At 55.0% G+C, this 16370-nt stretch carries 12 protein-coding genes, 5 tRNA genes and 1 riboswitch; of the genes, 14 read left to right on the top strand and 3 right to left on the bottom strand.

What is annotated here, in order from left to right:
- Positions 1-108: 108 nt before the first annotated feature.
- A complete protein-coding gene (locus ACO6VD_RS13780) occupies positions 109-615 on the bottom strand; it encodes a 6,7-dimethyl-8-ribityllumazine synthase (RefSeq protein WP_422419786.1) in 507 nt (168 codons plus the stop codon).
- A 93-nt stretch (positions 616-708) separates the two neighbouring features.
- Positions 709-859, bottom strand: a riboswitch (FMN riboswitch).
- Between the two features lie 294 nt (positions 860-1153).
- On the opposite strand from ACO6VD_RS13780, the gene alaS reads away from it, so the two are divergent.
- From alaS to mgtE, 8 genes are all read left to right on the top strand, one after another.
- The gene (gene alaS / locus ACO6VD_RS13775) at positions 1154-3772 is read left to right on the top strand and encodes an alanine--tRNA ligase (protein WP_422419784.1); all 2619 of its coding nucleotides are present in this window, start codon (positions 1154-1156) and stop codon (positions 3770-3772) included.
- Positions 3773-3860: 88 nt separating this feature from the next.
- Entirely contained in the window at positions 3861-5096 is a 1236-nt protein-coding gene (locus ACO6VD_RS13770; protein WP_400172089.1) for an aspartate kinase, read from the top strand.
- A gap of 182 nt (positions 5097-5278) precedes the next feature.
- Positions 5279-5467: a carbon storage regulator CsrA gene (gene csrA, locus ACO6VD_RS13765; RefSeq protein ID WP_002554426.1), complete on the top strand. Its 189-nt coding sequence runs from the start codon at positions 5279-5281 to the stop codon at positions 5465-5467.
- A 72-nt stretch (positions 5468-5539) separates the two neighbouring features.
- Positions 5540-5630: transfer RNA gene (locus tag ACO6VD_RS13760), tRNA-Ser, on the top strand.
- A gap of 108 nt (positions 5631-5738) precedes the next feature.
- A tRNA-Arg gene (locus ACO6VD_RS13755) sits at positions 5739-5815 on the top strand.
- Between the two features lie 77 nt (positions 5816-5892).
- A tRNA-Arg gene (locus ACO6VD_RS13750) sits at positions 5893-5969 on the top strand.
- A gap of 77 nt (positions 5970-6046) precedes the next feature.
- Positions 6047-6123, top strand: a tRNA-Arg gene (locus ACO6VD_RS13745).
- Between the two features lie 332 nt (positions 6124-6455).
- Complete coding sequence (gene mgtE, locus ACO6VD_RS13740) at positions 6456-7898, top strand: magnesium transporter (RefSeq protein WP_400172088.1); 1443 nt, start codon at positions 6456-6458, stop codon at positions 7896-7898.
- Between the two features lie 66 nt (positions 7899-7964).
- On the opposite strand, the gene ACO6VD_RS13735 is transcribed toward mgtE, so the two are convergent.
- Complete coding sequence (locus tag ACO6VD_RS13735) at positions 7965-8291, bottom strand: Arc family DNA-binding protein (RefSeq protein WP_128324296.1); 327 nt, start codon at positions 8289-8291, stop codon at positions 7965-7967.
- A 316-nt stretch (positions 8292-8607) separates the two neighbouring features.
- Here ACO6VD_RS13735 and phnN point away from each other — a divergent pair, with 316 nt between their 5' ends.
- Entirely contained in the window at positions 8608-9198 is a 591-nt protein-coding gene (gene phnN, locus ACO6VD_RS13730; protein ID WP_422419792.1) for a phosphonate metabolism protein/1,5-bisphosphokinase (PRPP-forming) PhnN, read from the top strand.
- 4 nt (positions 9199-9202) lie between these two features.
- On the opposite strand, the gene ACO6VD_RS13725 is transcribed toward phnN, so the two are convergent.
- Positions 9203-9418, bottom strand: a complete 216-nt coding sequence (locus ACO6VD_RS13725; protein WP_422419780.1) for a hypothetical protein — start codon at positions 9416-9418, stop codon at positions 9203-9205.
- 306 nt (positions 9419-9724) lie between these two features.
- Between ACO6VD_RS13725 and ACO6VD_RS13720 the strand changes: the two genes are divergently transcribed.
- The 5 genes from ACO6VD_RS13720 (at position 9725) to ACO6VD_RS13700 (ending at position 16329) form a co-directional block, all read left to right on the top strand.
- Positions 9725-9801: transfer RNA gene (locus ACO6VD_RS13720), tRNA-Arg, on the top strand.
- A 334-nt stretch (positions 9802-10135) separates the two neighbouring features.
- On the top strand, positions 10136-11761 hold the full coding sequence (locus ACO6VD_RS13715; protein WP_422419778.1) for a methyl-accepting chemotaxis protein: 1626 nt from the start codon (positions 10136-10138) through the stop codon (positions 11759-11761).
- A gap of 135 nt (positions 11762-11896) precedes the next feature.
- Complete coding sequence (locus ACO6VD_RS13710) at positions 11897-12211, top strand: hypothetical protein (protein WP_422419776.1); 315 nt, start codon at positions 11897-11899, stop codon at positions 12209-12211.
- A gap of 124 nt (positions 12212-12335) precedes the next feature.
- The gene (locus tag ACO6VD_RS13705; RefSeq protein WP_422419774.1) at positions 12336-15149 is read left to right on the top strand and encodes an ATP-binding protein; all 2814 of its coding nucleotides are present in this window, start codon (positions 12336-12338) and stop codon (positions 15147-15149) included.
- Positions 15139-16329, top strand: coding sequence for an EAL domain-containing response regulator (locus tag ACO6VD_RS13700; protein ID WP_422419772.1), 1191 nt, complete (start codon positions 15139-15141; stop codon positions 16327-16329). Before ACO6VD_RS13705 ends, ACO6VD_RS13700 begins: the two co-directional genes overlap by 11 nt.
- The last annotated feature ends 41 nt before the right edge of the window (positions 16330-16370 follow it).

Genomic DNA, 16370 nt, shown 5'->3' with positions numbered 1-16370 from the left:
CCTCAATACTCTGTTTTGTGGTGTTTTTTTGTTGCTTTTCTCCTCCTCGACCCCCCCCCCCCCCCCCCCCCCCCCCCCCCCCCCCCCCCCCCCTCCCACCGGTCGCTGTTAACCTACGCGTTTCTGCGGCATTTCATTGCGGCGCAGGGCGCGCAACTTCTGCAGGGTATCGGCACAGGTCTTCGCCGCCTCGGCACCCTTGACCAGGAAATGCTCGAAGTAGAAGTTCTGGTGTTCATCACCGGCGTGGAAGTGATGCGGGGTCAGGACCACCGAGAACACCGGCACTTCGGTTTCCAGCTGAACCTGCATCAGGCCGCTGATCACCGACTGGGCCACGAACTCATGGCGGTACAGGCCGCCATCGACGACCAGGCCCGCGGCAACAATGCCGGCATAGCGGCCGCTGCGGGCCAGCAGTTTGGCGTGCAGGGGGATTTCGAAGGCGCCACCGACTTCGAAGAAATCGATATCGCTTGCCTGATAGCCCAAAACACCCATTTCCTCGACGAAGGCTTTACGTGCCTGATCGACAATATCCTTGTGCCAGCAGGCCTGGATGAAAGCGATGCGTTCGTGAGTAGGGTTTTTGCTATCGATTGCGGTAGGTTGCATTGAAACGGACTCCTGTTTGTATGAGAAACAGGGCATCTGGATCGAAGGGGATTTCGCCACGCAGGTGCGCAACGACAGACACAGCGGTGCCTATCCCGTTCTCTCTTTATCCGGACTATGACCGTCGGCCCCGGAATCACACCGGGTCTGCTGACCTTGCAAGACAAATCTGCAAGCGCTCGCGGGCTATGCGCAGTGCGCAATTACCGCCGGTGGGGAGTTGCACCCCGCCCTGAGAACGTTGCCACCGAAGGTCGGCGGCGGAGAATTATTAGCACATATGTGAAGCTAACGTATAGGCTGCTAACGATTTTTTTGCGGATGAATGGCATTTCATCCGGGAAACCTTGCCAATTCCACCGCGCATCCCCAGTAATACGGCATCAGCTGAAGGTTGCAGAGCGTCCAATTGGCGGTTTCTATAGCATAAACACACTGCATCCGAGCCTAAGGCCCGATATAATGCGGCCCTTTGCCGTCGTTTCGTCAATTTGACGCAAGCATTTGCCGTAAGGCCGCCGTTTCCGTGGAAGAACCTATGAAAAGCGCAGAAATCCGTGAAGCCTTCCTTCGCTTCTTCGAAGAGCAGGGACATACCCGAGTTGCCTCCAGCTCCTTGATTCCGGGCAACGACCCGACCCTGCTGTTCACCAACGCGGGGATGAACCAGTTCAAGGACTGCTTCCTTGGCCAGGAAAAGCGCGCCTACACCCGCGCGACCAGCAGCCAGAAGTGCGTGCGCGCCGGTGGCAAGAACAGCGACCTGGAAAACGTCGGCTACACCGCCCGTCACCACACTTTCTTCGAAATGCTGGGCAACTTCAGCTTCGGCGACTATTTCAAGAAAGACGCCATCACCTACGCCTGGACCTTCCTGACCAAGGTACTGAACCTGCCGGAAGAGAAACTCTGGGTCACTGTCTACGCCAGCGATGACGAGGCGTACGACATCTGGACCAAGGAAATCGGCGTTCCCGCCGAGCGTATGGTGCGCATTGGTGACAACAAGGGCGCACCTTACGCCTCCGACAACTTCTGGACCATGGGCGATACCGGCCCGTGCGGTCCTTGCACCGAGATCTTCTACGATCACGGCCCTGACATCTGGGGCGGCCCACCCGGCTCGCCGGAAGAAGACGGTGACCGTTACATCGAGATCTGGAACAACGTCTTCATGCAGTTCAACCGCACCGCCGATGGCGTGCTGCACCCGCTGCCAGCGCCGTCGGTGGATACCGGTATGGGCCTGGAGCGTATCAGTGCGGTCATGCAGCACGTGCACTCGAACTATGAGATCGACCTGTTCCGCAGCCTGCTCGATGCTGCCGCCGCCGCCATCGGTTGCAAGAACGAAGAGCAGTCGTCGCTCAAGGTGGTCTCCGACCACATCCGTTCCTGTGGCTTCCTGATTGCCGACGGCGTACTGCCGTCCAACGAAGGCCGTGGCTACGTGCTGCGCCGGATCATTCGTCGCGCTTGCCGCCACGGCAACAAGCTGGGTGCTACCGGCAGCTTCTTCTACAAGATCGTTGCGGCGCTGGTCGCCGAGATGGGCGAAGCCTTCCCAGAGCTCACCCAGCAACAGGCCAACATCGAGCGCGTGCTCAAGGCTGAAGAAGAGCAGTTCGCCAAGACCCTGGAGCAAGGCCTGAAGATCCTCGAGCAGGACCTGGCCGAGCTCAAGGGCAGCGTGGTTCCCGGTGACGTGGTGTTCAAGCTCTACGACACCTACGGCTTCCCGATGGACCTGACCGCCGACATCGCCCGTGAGCGCGAGCTGACTATCGATGAAGCAGGCTTCGAGCGGGAAATGGAAGCGCAGCGTGAACGCGCGCGTTCCGCCAGTGCCTTCGGCCTGGATTACAACACCCTGGTCAAGGTCGACGTCGCCACCGAGTTCACCGGCTACACCAGCACCGAAAGCGAATCGAACATTGTTGCTCTTTATAAAGACGGCAAGGTTGTCGAACAGCTGGGTGAAGGCGAGCAGGGTGTGGTCATCCTCGATCGCACGCCGTTCTACGCCGAGTCTGGTGGCCAGGTCGGTGACACCGGTTACCTGCAAGCCGCCAACGTGCGCTTCGATGTGCGCGACACCACCAAGACCGGCGGCGCATTCCTGCACCACGGTGTGGTAGCCAGCGGTACCCTGGTGGTCGGTTCCAAGGTTCAGGCCAAGGTCGACGCCGATGTGCAGCACGCCACGTCGTTGAACCACTCTGCCACCCACTTGCTGCACGCAGCGCTGCGTCAGGTGCTGGGCGATCACGTACAACAGAAAGGCTCGCTGGTCGATAGCCAGCGCCTGCGTTTCGACTTCAGTCACTTCGAAGCGGTCAAGCCAGAGCAGCTCAAGGCACTGGAAGACATCGTCAACCGCGAAGTGCGCAAGAACTCCGAGGTGCAAACCGAAGAGACCGATATCGAGACCGCCAAGCAGAAGGGCGCCATGGCGCTGTTCGGCGAGAAATACGGCGACAGCGTGCGCGTGCTGAGCATGGGCGGTGACTTCTCCGTCGAGCTGTGCGGCGGTATCCACGCCAAGCGTACCGGCGATATCGGCCTGCTCAAGATCATCAGCGAAGGTGGTGTAGCCTCCGGTGTGCGCCGTATCGAAGCGGTCACTGGTGAGGCGGCACTGGCTTACCTCAATGCTGCCGAAGAGCAGCTCAAGGAAGCCGCGCAGCTGGTCAAGGGCAGTCGCGACAACCTGATCGACAAGCTTTCGGCCGTGCTCGAGCGTAACCGCCAGCTGGAAAAACAGCTGGAGCAATTGCAGGCCAAGGCTGCCAGCGCTGCTGGTGACGACCTGTCCAATTCGGCTGTTGAGGTCAAGGGCGTCAAGGTCCTGGCCGCACGTCTGGATGGTCAGGACGGCAAGGCGCTGTTGGCGCTGGTCGATCAACTGAAGAACAAACTCGGCCGCGCAGTGATCCTGCTCGGCAGTGTCCATGAGGAAAAGGTCGTACTGGTTGCCGGTGTGACCAAAGACCTGACTGGCCAACTCAAAGCCGGTGATTTGATGAAGCAAGCCGCTGCCGCAGTGGGCGGCAAGGGCGGCGGTCGTCCGGACATGGCGCAAGGCGGTGGCGTTGACACTGCAGCGCTGGACAACGCGCTGGCCCTGACCGTGCCATTCGTGGAACAGGGCGTTTAAGGCACCGCAAGGCCCGTCGTCTAGTGGCGGGCCATGGTGTCGTTTGAATGTTTATTGGGTGCCCTTCATGGGCTGAGGCGGCTTTGAAATGGCGTTGATCGTACAGAAATTTGGCGGCACTTCGGTCGGCACGGTCGAGCGAATCGAACAGGTTGCCGACAAGGTCAAGAAATTCCGCGAGGCCGGCGACGATCTGGTGGTGGTGCTGTCGGCGATGAGTGGCGAAACCAATCGCCTGATCGACCTGGCCAAGCAGATCAGCGATCAGCCGGTTCCACGTGAACTGGATGTGATCGTGTCCACCGGTGAGCAGGTGACTATCGCTTTGCTGGCGATGGCGCTGATGAAGCGGGGCGTGCCTGCGGTGTCCTATACCGGCAACCAGGTGCGTATCCTCACCGATAGCGCGCACAATAAAGCGCGCATCCTGCAGATCGACGATCAGAAGATCCGTAGCGACCTCAAAGAAGGCAAGGTCGTTGTCGTCGCAGGGTTCCAGGGCGTTGATGAGCACGGCAACATCACCACCCTCGGGCGTGGTGGTTCCGACACCACGGGCGTAGCCCTGGCGGCAGCGCTCAAGGCTGATGAATGCCAGATCTATACCGATGTGGACGGTGTCTACACCACCGATCCGCGTGTGGTGTCCCAGGCCCAGCGTCTGGACAAGATTACCTTCGAAGAGATGCTGGAAATGGCCAGCCTCGGTTCCAAGGTTCTGCAGATCCGTGCCGTCGAGTTCGCCGGCAAGTACAGCGTTCCACTGCGTGTACTGCACAGCTTCCAGGAGGGTCCGGGTACCCTCATTACTATTGATGAAGAGGAATCCATGGAACAGCCGATCATTTCCGGCATCGCCTTCAATCGCGATGAAGCCAAGCTGACCATTCGCGGTGTACCGGATACCCCGGGCGTTGCTTTCAAGATCCTCGGCCCGATCAGTGCCGCGAACATCGAAGTCGACATGATCGTGCAGAACGTGTCGCACGATAACACCACCGACTTCACCTTCACCGTGCACCGCAACGACTACGACAAGGCCCACAAGGTCCTGGATAAAACCGCTGAGGAGCTCAATGCTCGTGAAGTGGTGGGTGACACCAACATTGCCAAGGTCTCGATCGTCGGTGTCGGCATGCGCTCGCACGCCGGTGTCGCCAGCCGTATGTTCGAAGCCCTGGCCAAAGAAAGCATCAACATCCAGATGATCTCCACCTCCGAGATCAAGGTCTCGGTAGTGATCGAAGAGAAGTACCTGGAGCTGGCGGTGCGCGCCCTGCACACCGCGTTCGAACTGGACGCCCCCGCCCGACAGGGTGAGTAAGGCAATGCCTCAAGGGCGCGGCTTAGCCGCGCCCTTCGTGTTTCTGGCTGGTGTGAGAAATCCTTCGTTTTGCTCGCGCTAGTCAATACTTAGGCGTAGGTCATTAGCCGTCACGGGTTAAAGGCCGAAGCCCTTTTTTTGCAGACTGTTATCCCTGAACTGAATTTCGTGAGGAGAAAGGTATGTTGATTCTGACTCGACGGTGCGCCGAGAGCCTGATCATTGGCGATGGCGAGATCACCGTGACCGTGCTTGGCGTCAAAGGAAACCAGGTGCGAATCGGCGTGAATGCCCCTAAAGAAGTGGCCGTCCACCGTGAGGAAATCTACCTGCGGATCAAGAAAGAGAAGGACGAAGAACCAAGCCATTAATTTTTATCGAGTTTTTTTCAAAAAAGAGTTTGCAAACGGGGAAAGCTCTGGTTATTATACGCCCCGTGTTGCGGAGAGGTGGCCGAGTGGCCGAAGGCGCTCCCCTGCTAAGGGAGTATACCTCACAAGGGTATCGGGGGTTCGAATCCCCCCTTCTCCGCCATTATTCATGTAGGGCGCTGTAATCTGCCTGAATCGCGTAAGTCGTTGAAATTAAACGAAAAAGTGGTTGGCAAAAAGATTTAGCGGCCTATAATGCGCGGTAACAAATGCACTCATAGCTCAGCTGGATAGAGTACTCGGCTACGAACCGAGCGGTCGGAGGTTCGAATCCTCCTGAGTGCACCATACGACGAAGCGGTTTTCTTCTTGAAAGTTGCTTCAGCTTCAACCAGAGGTGATCTGGTCCATCAAGCGCCAACCCTGCACTCATAGCTCAGCTGGATAGAGTACTCGGCTACGAACCGAGCGGTCGGAGGTTCGAATCCTCCTGAGTGCACCATACGACGAAGCAGTTTTCTTCTTGAAAGTTGCTTCAGCTTCAACCAGAGGTGACCTGGTCCATCAAGCGCCAACCCTGCACTCATAGCTCAGCTGGATAGAGTACTCGGCTACGAACCGAGCGGTCGGAGGTTCGAATCCTCCTGAGTGCACCATACAACAGAAAGCCCGCCTTCTCAGGCGGGCTTTTTGCTTTTCCGCGTTCTATCTTTCTCTTGCTGACATGTGCTTTTTTTAGCCGGGTAGCCGTCGCACTGATAGGTGCACAGGTTGTCCTAACCATGTCCCGCAAACGATTGTTCTAGCCGCGATTTTTTCAGCACCCTGACAGCTCAAGCGGTGTATGATTGCGCCCGTCAGCCCCGCCGGGGCTTGTGGAATACCACCATGGACTTACCCAGTAGTTACTCAATAGCAAGTTTTGCCAATCAAGATCTGACTGATTGATTCTCCCGGCGTGCTCCGCTGCTGGGAGTGGAGTTCGCCTATGACTGAAATCGAAGCAAAAAAGACGCAAGAGAGCTTGCAGGATCGCCTGGCTCAGGTGGTCGAACTGCTGCAGCGTCAGCGTGTGGTCGAAGACCTGACGCACCGCCAGGAAGGTCATCACCATGACCTGGTAGAAAACCTCGTTCACCGGCAGAACCTCGTCGAGTTGCAACGCAAGCTCGATGATCTGCACTCGGCTGACGTCGCTTACATTCTCGAAGCCTTGCCCCTGGACGATCGTCTGACTGTCTGGCAGCTGGTCAAGGCCGAGCGCGACGGCGACATCCTCCTGGAAGTATCCGACTCGGTTCGGGAAACGCTGATCGCCGACATGGACGATCATGAGCTGCTCGCCGCCGCCAAGGAGATGGACGCCGACGAGCTGGCCGACCTGGCGCCAGAGCTGCCCCGTGACGTTGTCCATGAGCTGATGGAAACCCTCGATGCCCAGCAGCGTGAGCGCGTGCGCTCGGCACTGAGCTATGACGAGGAGCAGGTCGGTGCGCTGATGGACTTCGAGATGGTCACCATCCGCGAAGACGTCAGCCTCGAAGTGGTACTGCGTTACCTGCGCCGGCTCAAAGAGCTGCCGGGGCACACCGACAAACTCTTCGTGGTCGATTACGACGGCATCCTCAAGGGCGTGCTGCCGATCAAGCGTCTGCTGGTCAACGATCCCGAGAAGAAAGTCGCCGAAGTCATGGCCGACGACCCGGTGGTGTTCCAGCCGGAAGAGGATGCCTACGACGCTGCCCAGGCCTTCGAGCGTTACGACCTGGTATCGGCGCCGGTGGTGGACAAGAACGGTCGCTTGATCGGCCGTCTGACCATTGACGAGATGGTCGACCTGATTCGTGAGGAAAGCGAGACCGAAGTGCTGAACATGGCCGGTCTGCGCGAAGAAGAAGACATCTTTGCCTCGGTCTGGCGTTCGCTACGCAACCGTTGGGCATGGCTGGCGATCAACCTCATTACTGCATTCGTGGCTTCTCGGGTAATCGGCCTGTTCGAAGGCTCGATCGAGAAGTTGGTGGCGCTGGCGGCACTGATGCCGATCGTGGCGGGTATCGGCGGCAACTCCGGTAACCAGACCATCACCATGATCGTGCGCGCCATGGCGCTTGACCAGGTTAGCCCAGGTAACACCTCGCGATTGATGCGCAAAGAACTCGCAGTTGCCTTGATCAACGGCCTGGTGTGGGGCGGGGTGATCGGTGTAGTGGCCTACCTGTTGTATGGTAGTTGGTCGCTCGGTGTGGTGATGACGGCGGCTATGACCCTCAACCTGCTGCTCGCGGCGCTGATGGGGGTATTGATTCCCATGACGCTGGCGCGCCTGGGGCGCGATCCGGCGATGGGTGCCAGTGTGATGATCACGGCCATGACCGACAGTGGTGGCTTTTTCATCTTCCTTGGCCTGGCCACCATCTTCCTGCTCTAGGTTTCAATAAAATGCAGCCATAAAAAAAGCCAGCTTACGCTGGCTTTTTCAATTGCGGGCCGGTCATCAGGAGGCGTCAGCCGCCATTTCGACGTCGTGGGCAATCAGGGCCACCAGAGCGTTCTGCTGGCGGTGGGAAAGTTGACGGAAGCGTTGCAGCAATTCACGTTCGTGAAGCGACAGCTCCGGACTGTCCAGGCGCATGCTCAGCTCGTCACCCAGAGCTCCTTCCTGGATCAGGCTCTGTTCCAGGCGGGCGATGATTTCCGAGTTCATGCTGCGATGGTGGTGGCGCGCTACCTCGGCAATGCGCTCACGCATTCCGTCGGGGAGGCGGACGACGAATTTGTCAGCGGTGCGGCTTGAGTAAACAGCCTGTTTCAATGGGCGCATATAATTGACCGGTTTTAGTTCAGGGGGAAGCGGTTCTCGAAATTGGCCGCACGATTTCAATACGACCATCACGGCGACAAAATGTTCAACCTGAATTGTGAATGAGGTAAGAATCATGCCTCATTGTCGCCGGTTCCTTGGCGTCAATTCTGTGACAAATATTGAACCGGGTAAAGGCGTTTTGCCAGTACCAATTATCAGAAATGAGGACTGGTTTGAAAAGTTTTCATTTTTTCATCTACCCGTCCACCACGCGAAAAAGGCCGTGAAAAGCGTCTAGAATGCGCAGGCTTCCTTACCGATGAGCATAGTGGCTATGCAGCATGACGCAAGTACCGCGGGCCGTACAGCAATGCCTGGCCGCCTGGTCTATTTGATGGGGCCTTCTGGCTCTGGCAAAGACTCACTGATCGATGCTGCCCGTCCAGCCTTGGAGAATCACGATGTGGCAATTGCCCGGCGCGTGATAACCCGTTCGGCTGAAGCCAAGGGTGAAGATGCTGTTGGTGTTTCTTTGCCGCGTTTCGAACAGATGTGCGCCGAGGGCGACTTTGCCCTGCATTGGCAGGCTAATGGCCTGGCATATGGCATCCCTGTGCAGATCGACAGCTGGTTGCAGCAGGGGCGAACGGTGTTGGTCAACGGATCTCGCGCGCACCTGTCCAAGGCCCGCCAACGTTATCCTGATCTTCTGGCGGTATTGCTGACTGTCGAGCCGCAAGTGCTACGTCAGCGCTTGCTCGCCCGTGGCCGGGAAAGTCTGGAAGATATCGAAAGGCGGCTGGCGCGCAGCCAACAGCTGGCGTTACCGGATCAGGACGTGCACCTGCTGGATAACTCAACCCTGCTCGATGATACCGTGGCGCGCCTGCTTGGGTTGCTACGTGGACAGGGGCTGTTGGGTTAGCCGCTCAGAAGCTCAGTCGCTCCTGCTGGTGCGGTGGGGGTTGTAGGCTCAATGACGGGGTCGGGGTGAGGGCTTTCCCAGCGTCGAATACGGCACGTTGCGGATGCATCGTAGGCGCCCCCTGGGTCGGTGAAGAGCTCGCGAAGTCTTGCGGTTGCGCCATCAAGCCCACGAAGACGGCCAATGCCAGGGCGTTGAGCAAAAGCAGTGTGCGGTTCATAAGCCATACTCCACCGTGTGAAGGGCGATTGCCGAGCCCTTGCAATGGAATAGAAGCAGCACACTGCATGCCAGTCGTTTTTATGGCTATTTTTCTTTGTAAATCAGCTGGTTATGAATATCTCTAGTCGAGCTTTCCGGGCATTTTGCAATAATGGCCCACTGCCTTGTTGCAGAATGCACGATTGTCACCGGCTACCGAACAAAGACTACAGGCAAAAAGCCCCACGGATGACATGACAAATGCCGATGTGGTGGTTAACATGCACGCCGTCCCCCGCCGTGCAGCACTCGTTGCCGGTCCTGTGTCTCAGTAGCTCAATTGGATAGAGCATCCCCCTCCTAAGGGGAAGGTTGGCAGTTCGAACCTGCCCTGGGACACCATTCTTACTGCGAATTCCCGTTTCCCTCTCGATGTCGGTTTTTCGGTGCGAGCCGGGTATCCAATCGCATCCCCAGCTACTCCAGTGCCGCTAAAAGAGCTATCTCGATAAATTATCAGTGGCGTCGCAGGTGGTGCATTGCGCGTGGTGCTTCTGTGCAATTTTTCAATTTTAAGAATCGCCTGATGGTTATTCGGATTTTACGTGGATAAGCTCAATCGCTATTACCGTGTTATTCGTGCTTGGCGCATCTCTTGAATCGGTCAGTCGCGGGATGAAATTTGCCGAGACGGTGAATTCGAATATCTTTAACTGGCCGTCAGTAGGAATTGAAAATGCAGCTCAGAAAACTCAGGCTGGCGCATCGTGCGGTTTTGATTTTTTTAATCATTAATCTTCTGGTCATCGCTCTTGGTGGTATTTCTCTTTGGCAGATGGGGCGGGTTAGAGCTGCGGCAGTCGAGATAGAAAAAAACTGGATGGAGAGTGTTCGCCAGGCGGGCATGATCGAATCGATGGTGCTCAGGCTTCGTTTGGAAAGTTTTCGAATGATCAATTCCACGAGTGCTGATGTGCGTCAAGCCTCAAAGGACACCATTACTGACACCAGAATCAAGCTGAGAGAGGTTGTCGAGGGCTATAAAAATCAGGTGAGCAGTGATCAAGAGCAAAAGCTCTATGAGGCTGTTAAAGTTGGTGTGGCAAGTTATGATCTCAAACTTGGTGCGTTTCTAGAGATTGCCAGTTCTGGTAATGCAACAGCGGCAATCGACTATATAGATCAGAATATTCGGCAGCCAACCAATCAGTTGCAGGCTACTATCGGTGATCTTGCCGAGCTGAACCGTGCGGGCGGGCGTCAATCCGGGATTGAGTCTGAAGAGGTTTATCAGAGCTCTATCAAGACGGTCATTGGCATTGATATTTTTGTCATGTTGTTGAGCGTTGCTCTCGGTTTTATGTTCGCCCGAAGCATTACGGTTCCATTGCTATCGGTACTAAATATCAATCGTAGAATTTCGGACGGCGATCTTACCGCCAACCTCGAGATCACCGGAAAGGATGAGCTGACCGACCTGATGCTGTCGACAGCAGCCATGCAGACCAGCTTGCGCGAAACGATCCGGCACATGGGCGGCTCGGCCACTCAGCTGGCAGCTGCAGCCGAGGAAATGTATTCCGTTACCGAAGAGTCCAGTGTCGGCTTGCAACGGCAGAACAACGAGATCGAACAAGCCGCCACGGCGGTAAACGAGATGACCGCAGCGGTAGAAGAAGTAGCGAGAAACGCGGCGGCAGCATCGGAGTTCGCGCAGTTTTCCGAGCGCTCCACACGGACCGGCTCTGACCGGGTCAAGGAGACGGTCGACGCTATTCGCAACTTGAGTTCTACCGTCAACACTACAAGTGGGGAAGTCGAGGGGCTGGCGTGTAAAGCCCAGAACATCAGCAAAGTACTGGATGTCATCCGCGCTATCGCCGAGCAAACAAACCTGTTGGCACTGAACGCAGCGATTGAGGCAGCCCGGGCGGGAGACCAAGGCCGTGGGTTCGCTGTGGTTGCCGATGAGGTCAGGGCATTGGCCTACCGTACGCAGGAGTCGACCAAGGAAATCGAGAGCATGATTTCCGATATTCAGTCGGGCGCCGAGCAAGCTGTCCTTTCAATGGGGCAAAGCTGTGCAAACGCAGAAGCTACCTTAGGTGTTGCCCAGGAAGCCGGGGAAGCACTGGCGGCTATTTCAAAATCAATCACGGAAATTAATGAAAGGAATTTCCTGATCGCCGCAGCTTCCGAGGAGCAAGCGCAAGTCGCTCGTTCGGTTGATACCAATCTGGTCAGTATCAGAGACCTTTCGATTCAAACGTCGGCGGGGGCGAGTCAAACGGCAACTGCAAGCGACGAGCTTTCGAAACTGGCAATCGCTATGAATGATCTGACCAAAAAGTTTTTGACGTGAAAGTGCTCTGCTGACGTCTGCGAGCGAGTTGGCTTATCGGTGCTCAAGGGTTAGCAATTGGAGGAGGCAGGGCAGCAGCGCCCCTCCATTGCGCAGGCAAAAAACAATTACAGGTATCGAGTTGTGGGGGGAATGATGAGAATCGCCGACTTGGATATTAGCAAGTTGATCGAGGCTATCGGAATTGTACTTGCTTCTGTAATTTTTGAAGGGGTAGAGAAAGACACACCCGCTCATTCCCTGCGTGAACGAGCCCAGCTCAACGCCGAAATCATGGGGCGCTTCGCGGCCGTTCTGTACTGTGGCGATAAGGTCGGCCCAGAGGTTTTAGAGTTGATAGACCTTTTTACTGCGCATATGCAGGAAAAGCATTTGCTTTCAATGGCTCGGGTTCTCGGCCCGGGAGGTGTGCTGAGCCAGATGCACATTCCACCTGAGAGCGCCAGGTAAGCGCAAATATCGCGTCTAGCAGACTGCGCAGCAGCAGCGATTGCCAATGGAATTGAGAATCAGCTCTCTATTTTTCAGGTTTCGCTGATGGAAGGCGATTGTGCATTGCACTTACCCTTGTTTCATGAAGCTGAAGCAATTCTTACAACCCGCGGACTCCTACTTCTCCACCCCAAAAGCGGCGCGCAGGCTGTTGCGCTTGTTCGCCCAAATTCTTGTTCTGGGGGCCATCGCAGGGGCAATCATTACCCTGAGTACCGCGTTTAATAGCGAAATATCCCGGCGTCAGCGCTATATGAGTGACGCCATTACCAGTGCACGGGTACTTTTCACTCAGCGTGAAGCGTTATTAAGGTACCTTGTCCTTTCTGTGGTAGACGATTCAGGGACGTTGGCTGAACAGACACCTGCACAAAAAAAAATCAATGCAGAGGAGGGCATACCTGCGAAAGACTGGGCGCTGCACTTGCCTGAACGCATGATCAGTGTCTTGACGGAAAGCCGAATCAATCTGGTTTATGTCGATGAACCGGGTACGGCCGTTGTGTACCTGAGTAAAAGTCTGGTATTTCAAGCTCCGCTATCTGATCAAGTAATACGAAGGCTGCATGAAATCGATACTCAGGCGCTCAGGCCAGATCAACAAATCTGGATAAGTGACCAGTATTCAATCCCGCCGCGACTTTATCTGTTTACCTTAGCGGACCCTGATCGCCTGCGGTCGGGATGGATAGGCATGGAAATGGATGCTTCAGACGTCACTAATACCTTGCATGACGACACGGCAGGGCAATTTATGATGCTCAATCCTAATGGCGACGTAATGATGAGCAGCGCTAGCGTTACCGAGAGCACTGCGCCTACTGCGATCATGGAAATAAATAAGACATTTGGCCTCGCAGGGGCTGGGGTTGTGCCTGACAAAATGGTCATGCGTAAAAAACTGGGATATTCCGATTGGACTGTCTTTTACAGTATCGACCTTTTTTCATTGTTAAGCGTATTCTACTGGCCGTTCGTAATCTCTCTGGCGGTAATCCTGCTTACTGCATTATTGGTTTACAGGTTAGTATCGAGAATAGAGCGAAGGCTTATCGAGCCAGCCACTCAACGCATAGATGCATTGATAGAAAGCGAGGCGTTCAGCCGTGCGGTCATACAAGCAGCTCCTGTCGCGTTGTGTGTGCTGCGTCGCGCCGATGGCCAGGTCGTATTGGAAAACCGGCTTTCGGAACAATGGTTGGGTGAATGTAACGAGCGCGAGCGTCTGTGTCACCGCTGGATAGAACAAGCCTTTGATAATAACGAATCCAATCGCTCGGATGAATTTCAGGCGGGCAACGGCCGCCATCTTTATCTGAGTTTCGTGAAAACTCGTTACAATGGCGAGGATGTTCTGTTTTGTGCGTTCGCCGACTTTAGTACCCGCAAGCAGGTTGAAGCCGCAATGGCAGAGGCCAAGAAAATTGCGGATGCCGCGAACGAAGCGAAGACGTTATTTCTGGCCACAATGAGTCATGAAATCAGGACGCCGCTGTACGGGGTCCTGGGAACGCTGGAGTTATTAGCTAAAACCGAACTCAAGAGCCAGCAAAAGGCCTATTTGCATGCGATTGAAAGCTCATCGTCAGCGTTATTGAATTTGGTCTGTGACGTGCTGGATGTCGCCAAGATTGAAGCGGGTCAGTTGGCGCTGGATGTTCAGGAGTTTTCACCGGTTGAATTGGTTTGTAGTGTTGTTCAGAGCTATGCGGGTGCGGCAAGAAGTAAAGGAGTCATGCTCTACTCGTATATTGATCATCATACACCAGACGTGTTGCGTGGCGATGTTACGCGGATAAGGCAGATATTGAATAATCTGCTCAGTAATGCTGTTAAGTTTACTGACAGCGGGCAAGTTGTTCTGCGCGTAAAGTTGGGCGCGGATGCTGATCAGGCGATAAAAATTAATTGGCAGATTTCGGACAGTGGCCCCGGCATCGCAGTGGAAGATCAAACCTATCTGTTTGATCCGTTTTATCAAACGGGTAGTAGCACCAATGTCATCGCCGGAACCGGCTTGGGCCTGTCAATTTGCAAGCGCTTGGCGGAGTTGATGGGGGGGAGTATCAGGGTTGTCAGCATGCCGGGCCTCGGTAGCAGTTTCACTCTGGGCGTGACCCTCGAGCGTGTGCAGCCAGCAGTGGAAGTTAAACAACATCACGCTGCATGGCCTAATCTGGTTTACGTTTGCTCTCCCGCGTTGGAAATGTCTGAGTACATCGCCGGCTGGCTACGTAATTGGGGGGCAATGACACAGGCCGGGCCACCTGGTCGCGATAAAACGGGTAATAACGCCGTACTGCTTGAAATTCACTTGGGCAAGCGAAGTCGTATGCTTCCTGAATGGGAAGGTCCGAGAATTGTAGTCAGCCTGGAAGAAGATGAAGACGAAAAGCTGCCGGACAATCAATGGAATGTCTCATTGAACGATCTCAGCGGACTGCGCGATGCATTAAGGCAGGCTCAGGGGGTGGTGAGTGTGCCGGTACGGCTGAATGAAGTCGAAGGGGCTAAGCATCTGGGGCTGAAAATATTGGTTGCTGAAGATAATGTTATCAATCAATTGATATTGAAGGATCAACTGGAGGCGTTAGGTTGTCAGGTGGCATTGACCGGTAACGCCTCCGAGGCATTGATGTTGTGGTCTAAAGAAGATTTTGATGTCGTGCTTACAGATATAAACATGCCTGGTATCAATGGCTACGATTTGGCCAAAGAGTTGCGTAGTCTCGGCTGCGGCATTCCAATTATCGGTGCTACGGCAAATGCAATGCGCGATGAAAGTGATAGATGTCTCAGTGCGGGAATGCAAGGACTCTTGGTAAAACCTTTTGGCTTGGGGACGCTCTATAGTTGTTTAGAACACTATAAAAGGGCTTGTGTCGATGGCTTATAATATTCTGATTGTCGAAGACCACCCTTTTCAGCAGGCCTGTTTGCTCGAGCTGTTTTGCAGATTGGGTGGCGTCTCCATAAAAGCCGCAAAAAACGGATATGAAGCCATTGAGTTAATTCACCTTCAGGAGTTTGATCTGGTCCTCAGTGATTTGATTATGCCGGGCATGGATGGTGTGCAACTTGTTCAGAAACTTGCACAGCTAAAACACAAGCCGCCCTTGGCATTTATGAGTTCCGCCTCGGGGCGAATGATGATCAGTGCCAGTCTGGCGGCTAGAGGTTTGGGCTTCATGGTCTTAGGTCAGTTGCCCAAGCCAATAAACCTAAGCGCTTTGCGGAAATTGCTGGAGAAGTTATCGAGTTTCAGATCACGCTGTTCGCTACCCGTTAGCGTACCTCAGGAATATGGCTTTGACGAACTGAGCAGTGCCATTGGCTCGGGACAGATCCAGCCGTGGTTTCAACCGAAAACGTCGTTGGTTACCGGACGAATAGTTGCCGCGGAGGCGTTGGCAAGGTGGCAGCATGCGCAGACGGGACTGTTGTTGATGCCTAAAGATTTTTTGCCTGGAGTCATTCGCCATGGGCTGGAGGAGGCATTGTTGATGCAATGCATCGTTCAAACGGTTTGCGCTCAGTTGAGATGGCGAAAGCAAGGTTACGATATCCCTGTGTCAATCAATCTGCCCACCCATCTTCTGGATGACGACGAGTTGCCGGACCAACTGCATGAACTTGTCATGAGCGAGGGTGGGATGCCCTCGAGAATCTGCTTTGAGATCATGGAGAGCTCCGCCACCAAAGGGCTCGGACACTACTTTGCAGGTGCCTGTCGCCTTCGCTTCAAGGGCTTCGGGCTGTCTCAGGATGATTTTGGTAAAGGCTACAGTTCTATTTTTAACCTAGTCTCCACGCCATTTACCGAATTGAAGATTGACCGCTCATTGGTAAGCGGCTGCGTTGAAAATGAAAACCTCGCGGCAGCACTTTCCAGCATTGTCGCGTTGGGCAAGCAGCTGGGGTTGAGGGTGGTGGCAGAAGGGGTGGAAACGGCAGATGAGCTTGCCTTGCTGAAGGAAGTAAACTGTGATCAGGCCCAGGGGTTTTTAATATCCAAAGCGCTGGATTGCAATCGTTTTTTATGTCTGTTGTCGGAAGATGGACCTGCGTACTGTTGACGGCCCTGATGGTCATCGCGTGAGGTCAATGTTGACTATTA

Source organism: Pseudomonas sp. GZD-222, from assembly GCF_049310525.1.
Classification (GTDB): Bacteria; Pseudomonadota; Gammaproteobacteria; order Pseudomonadales; family Pseudomonadaceae; genus Aquipseudomonas.
This window is presented reverse-complemented; position numbering and strand designations above follow the sequence as displayed.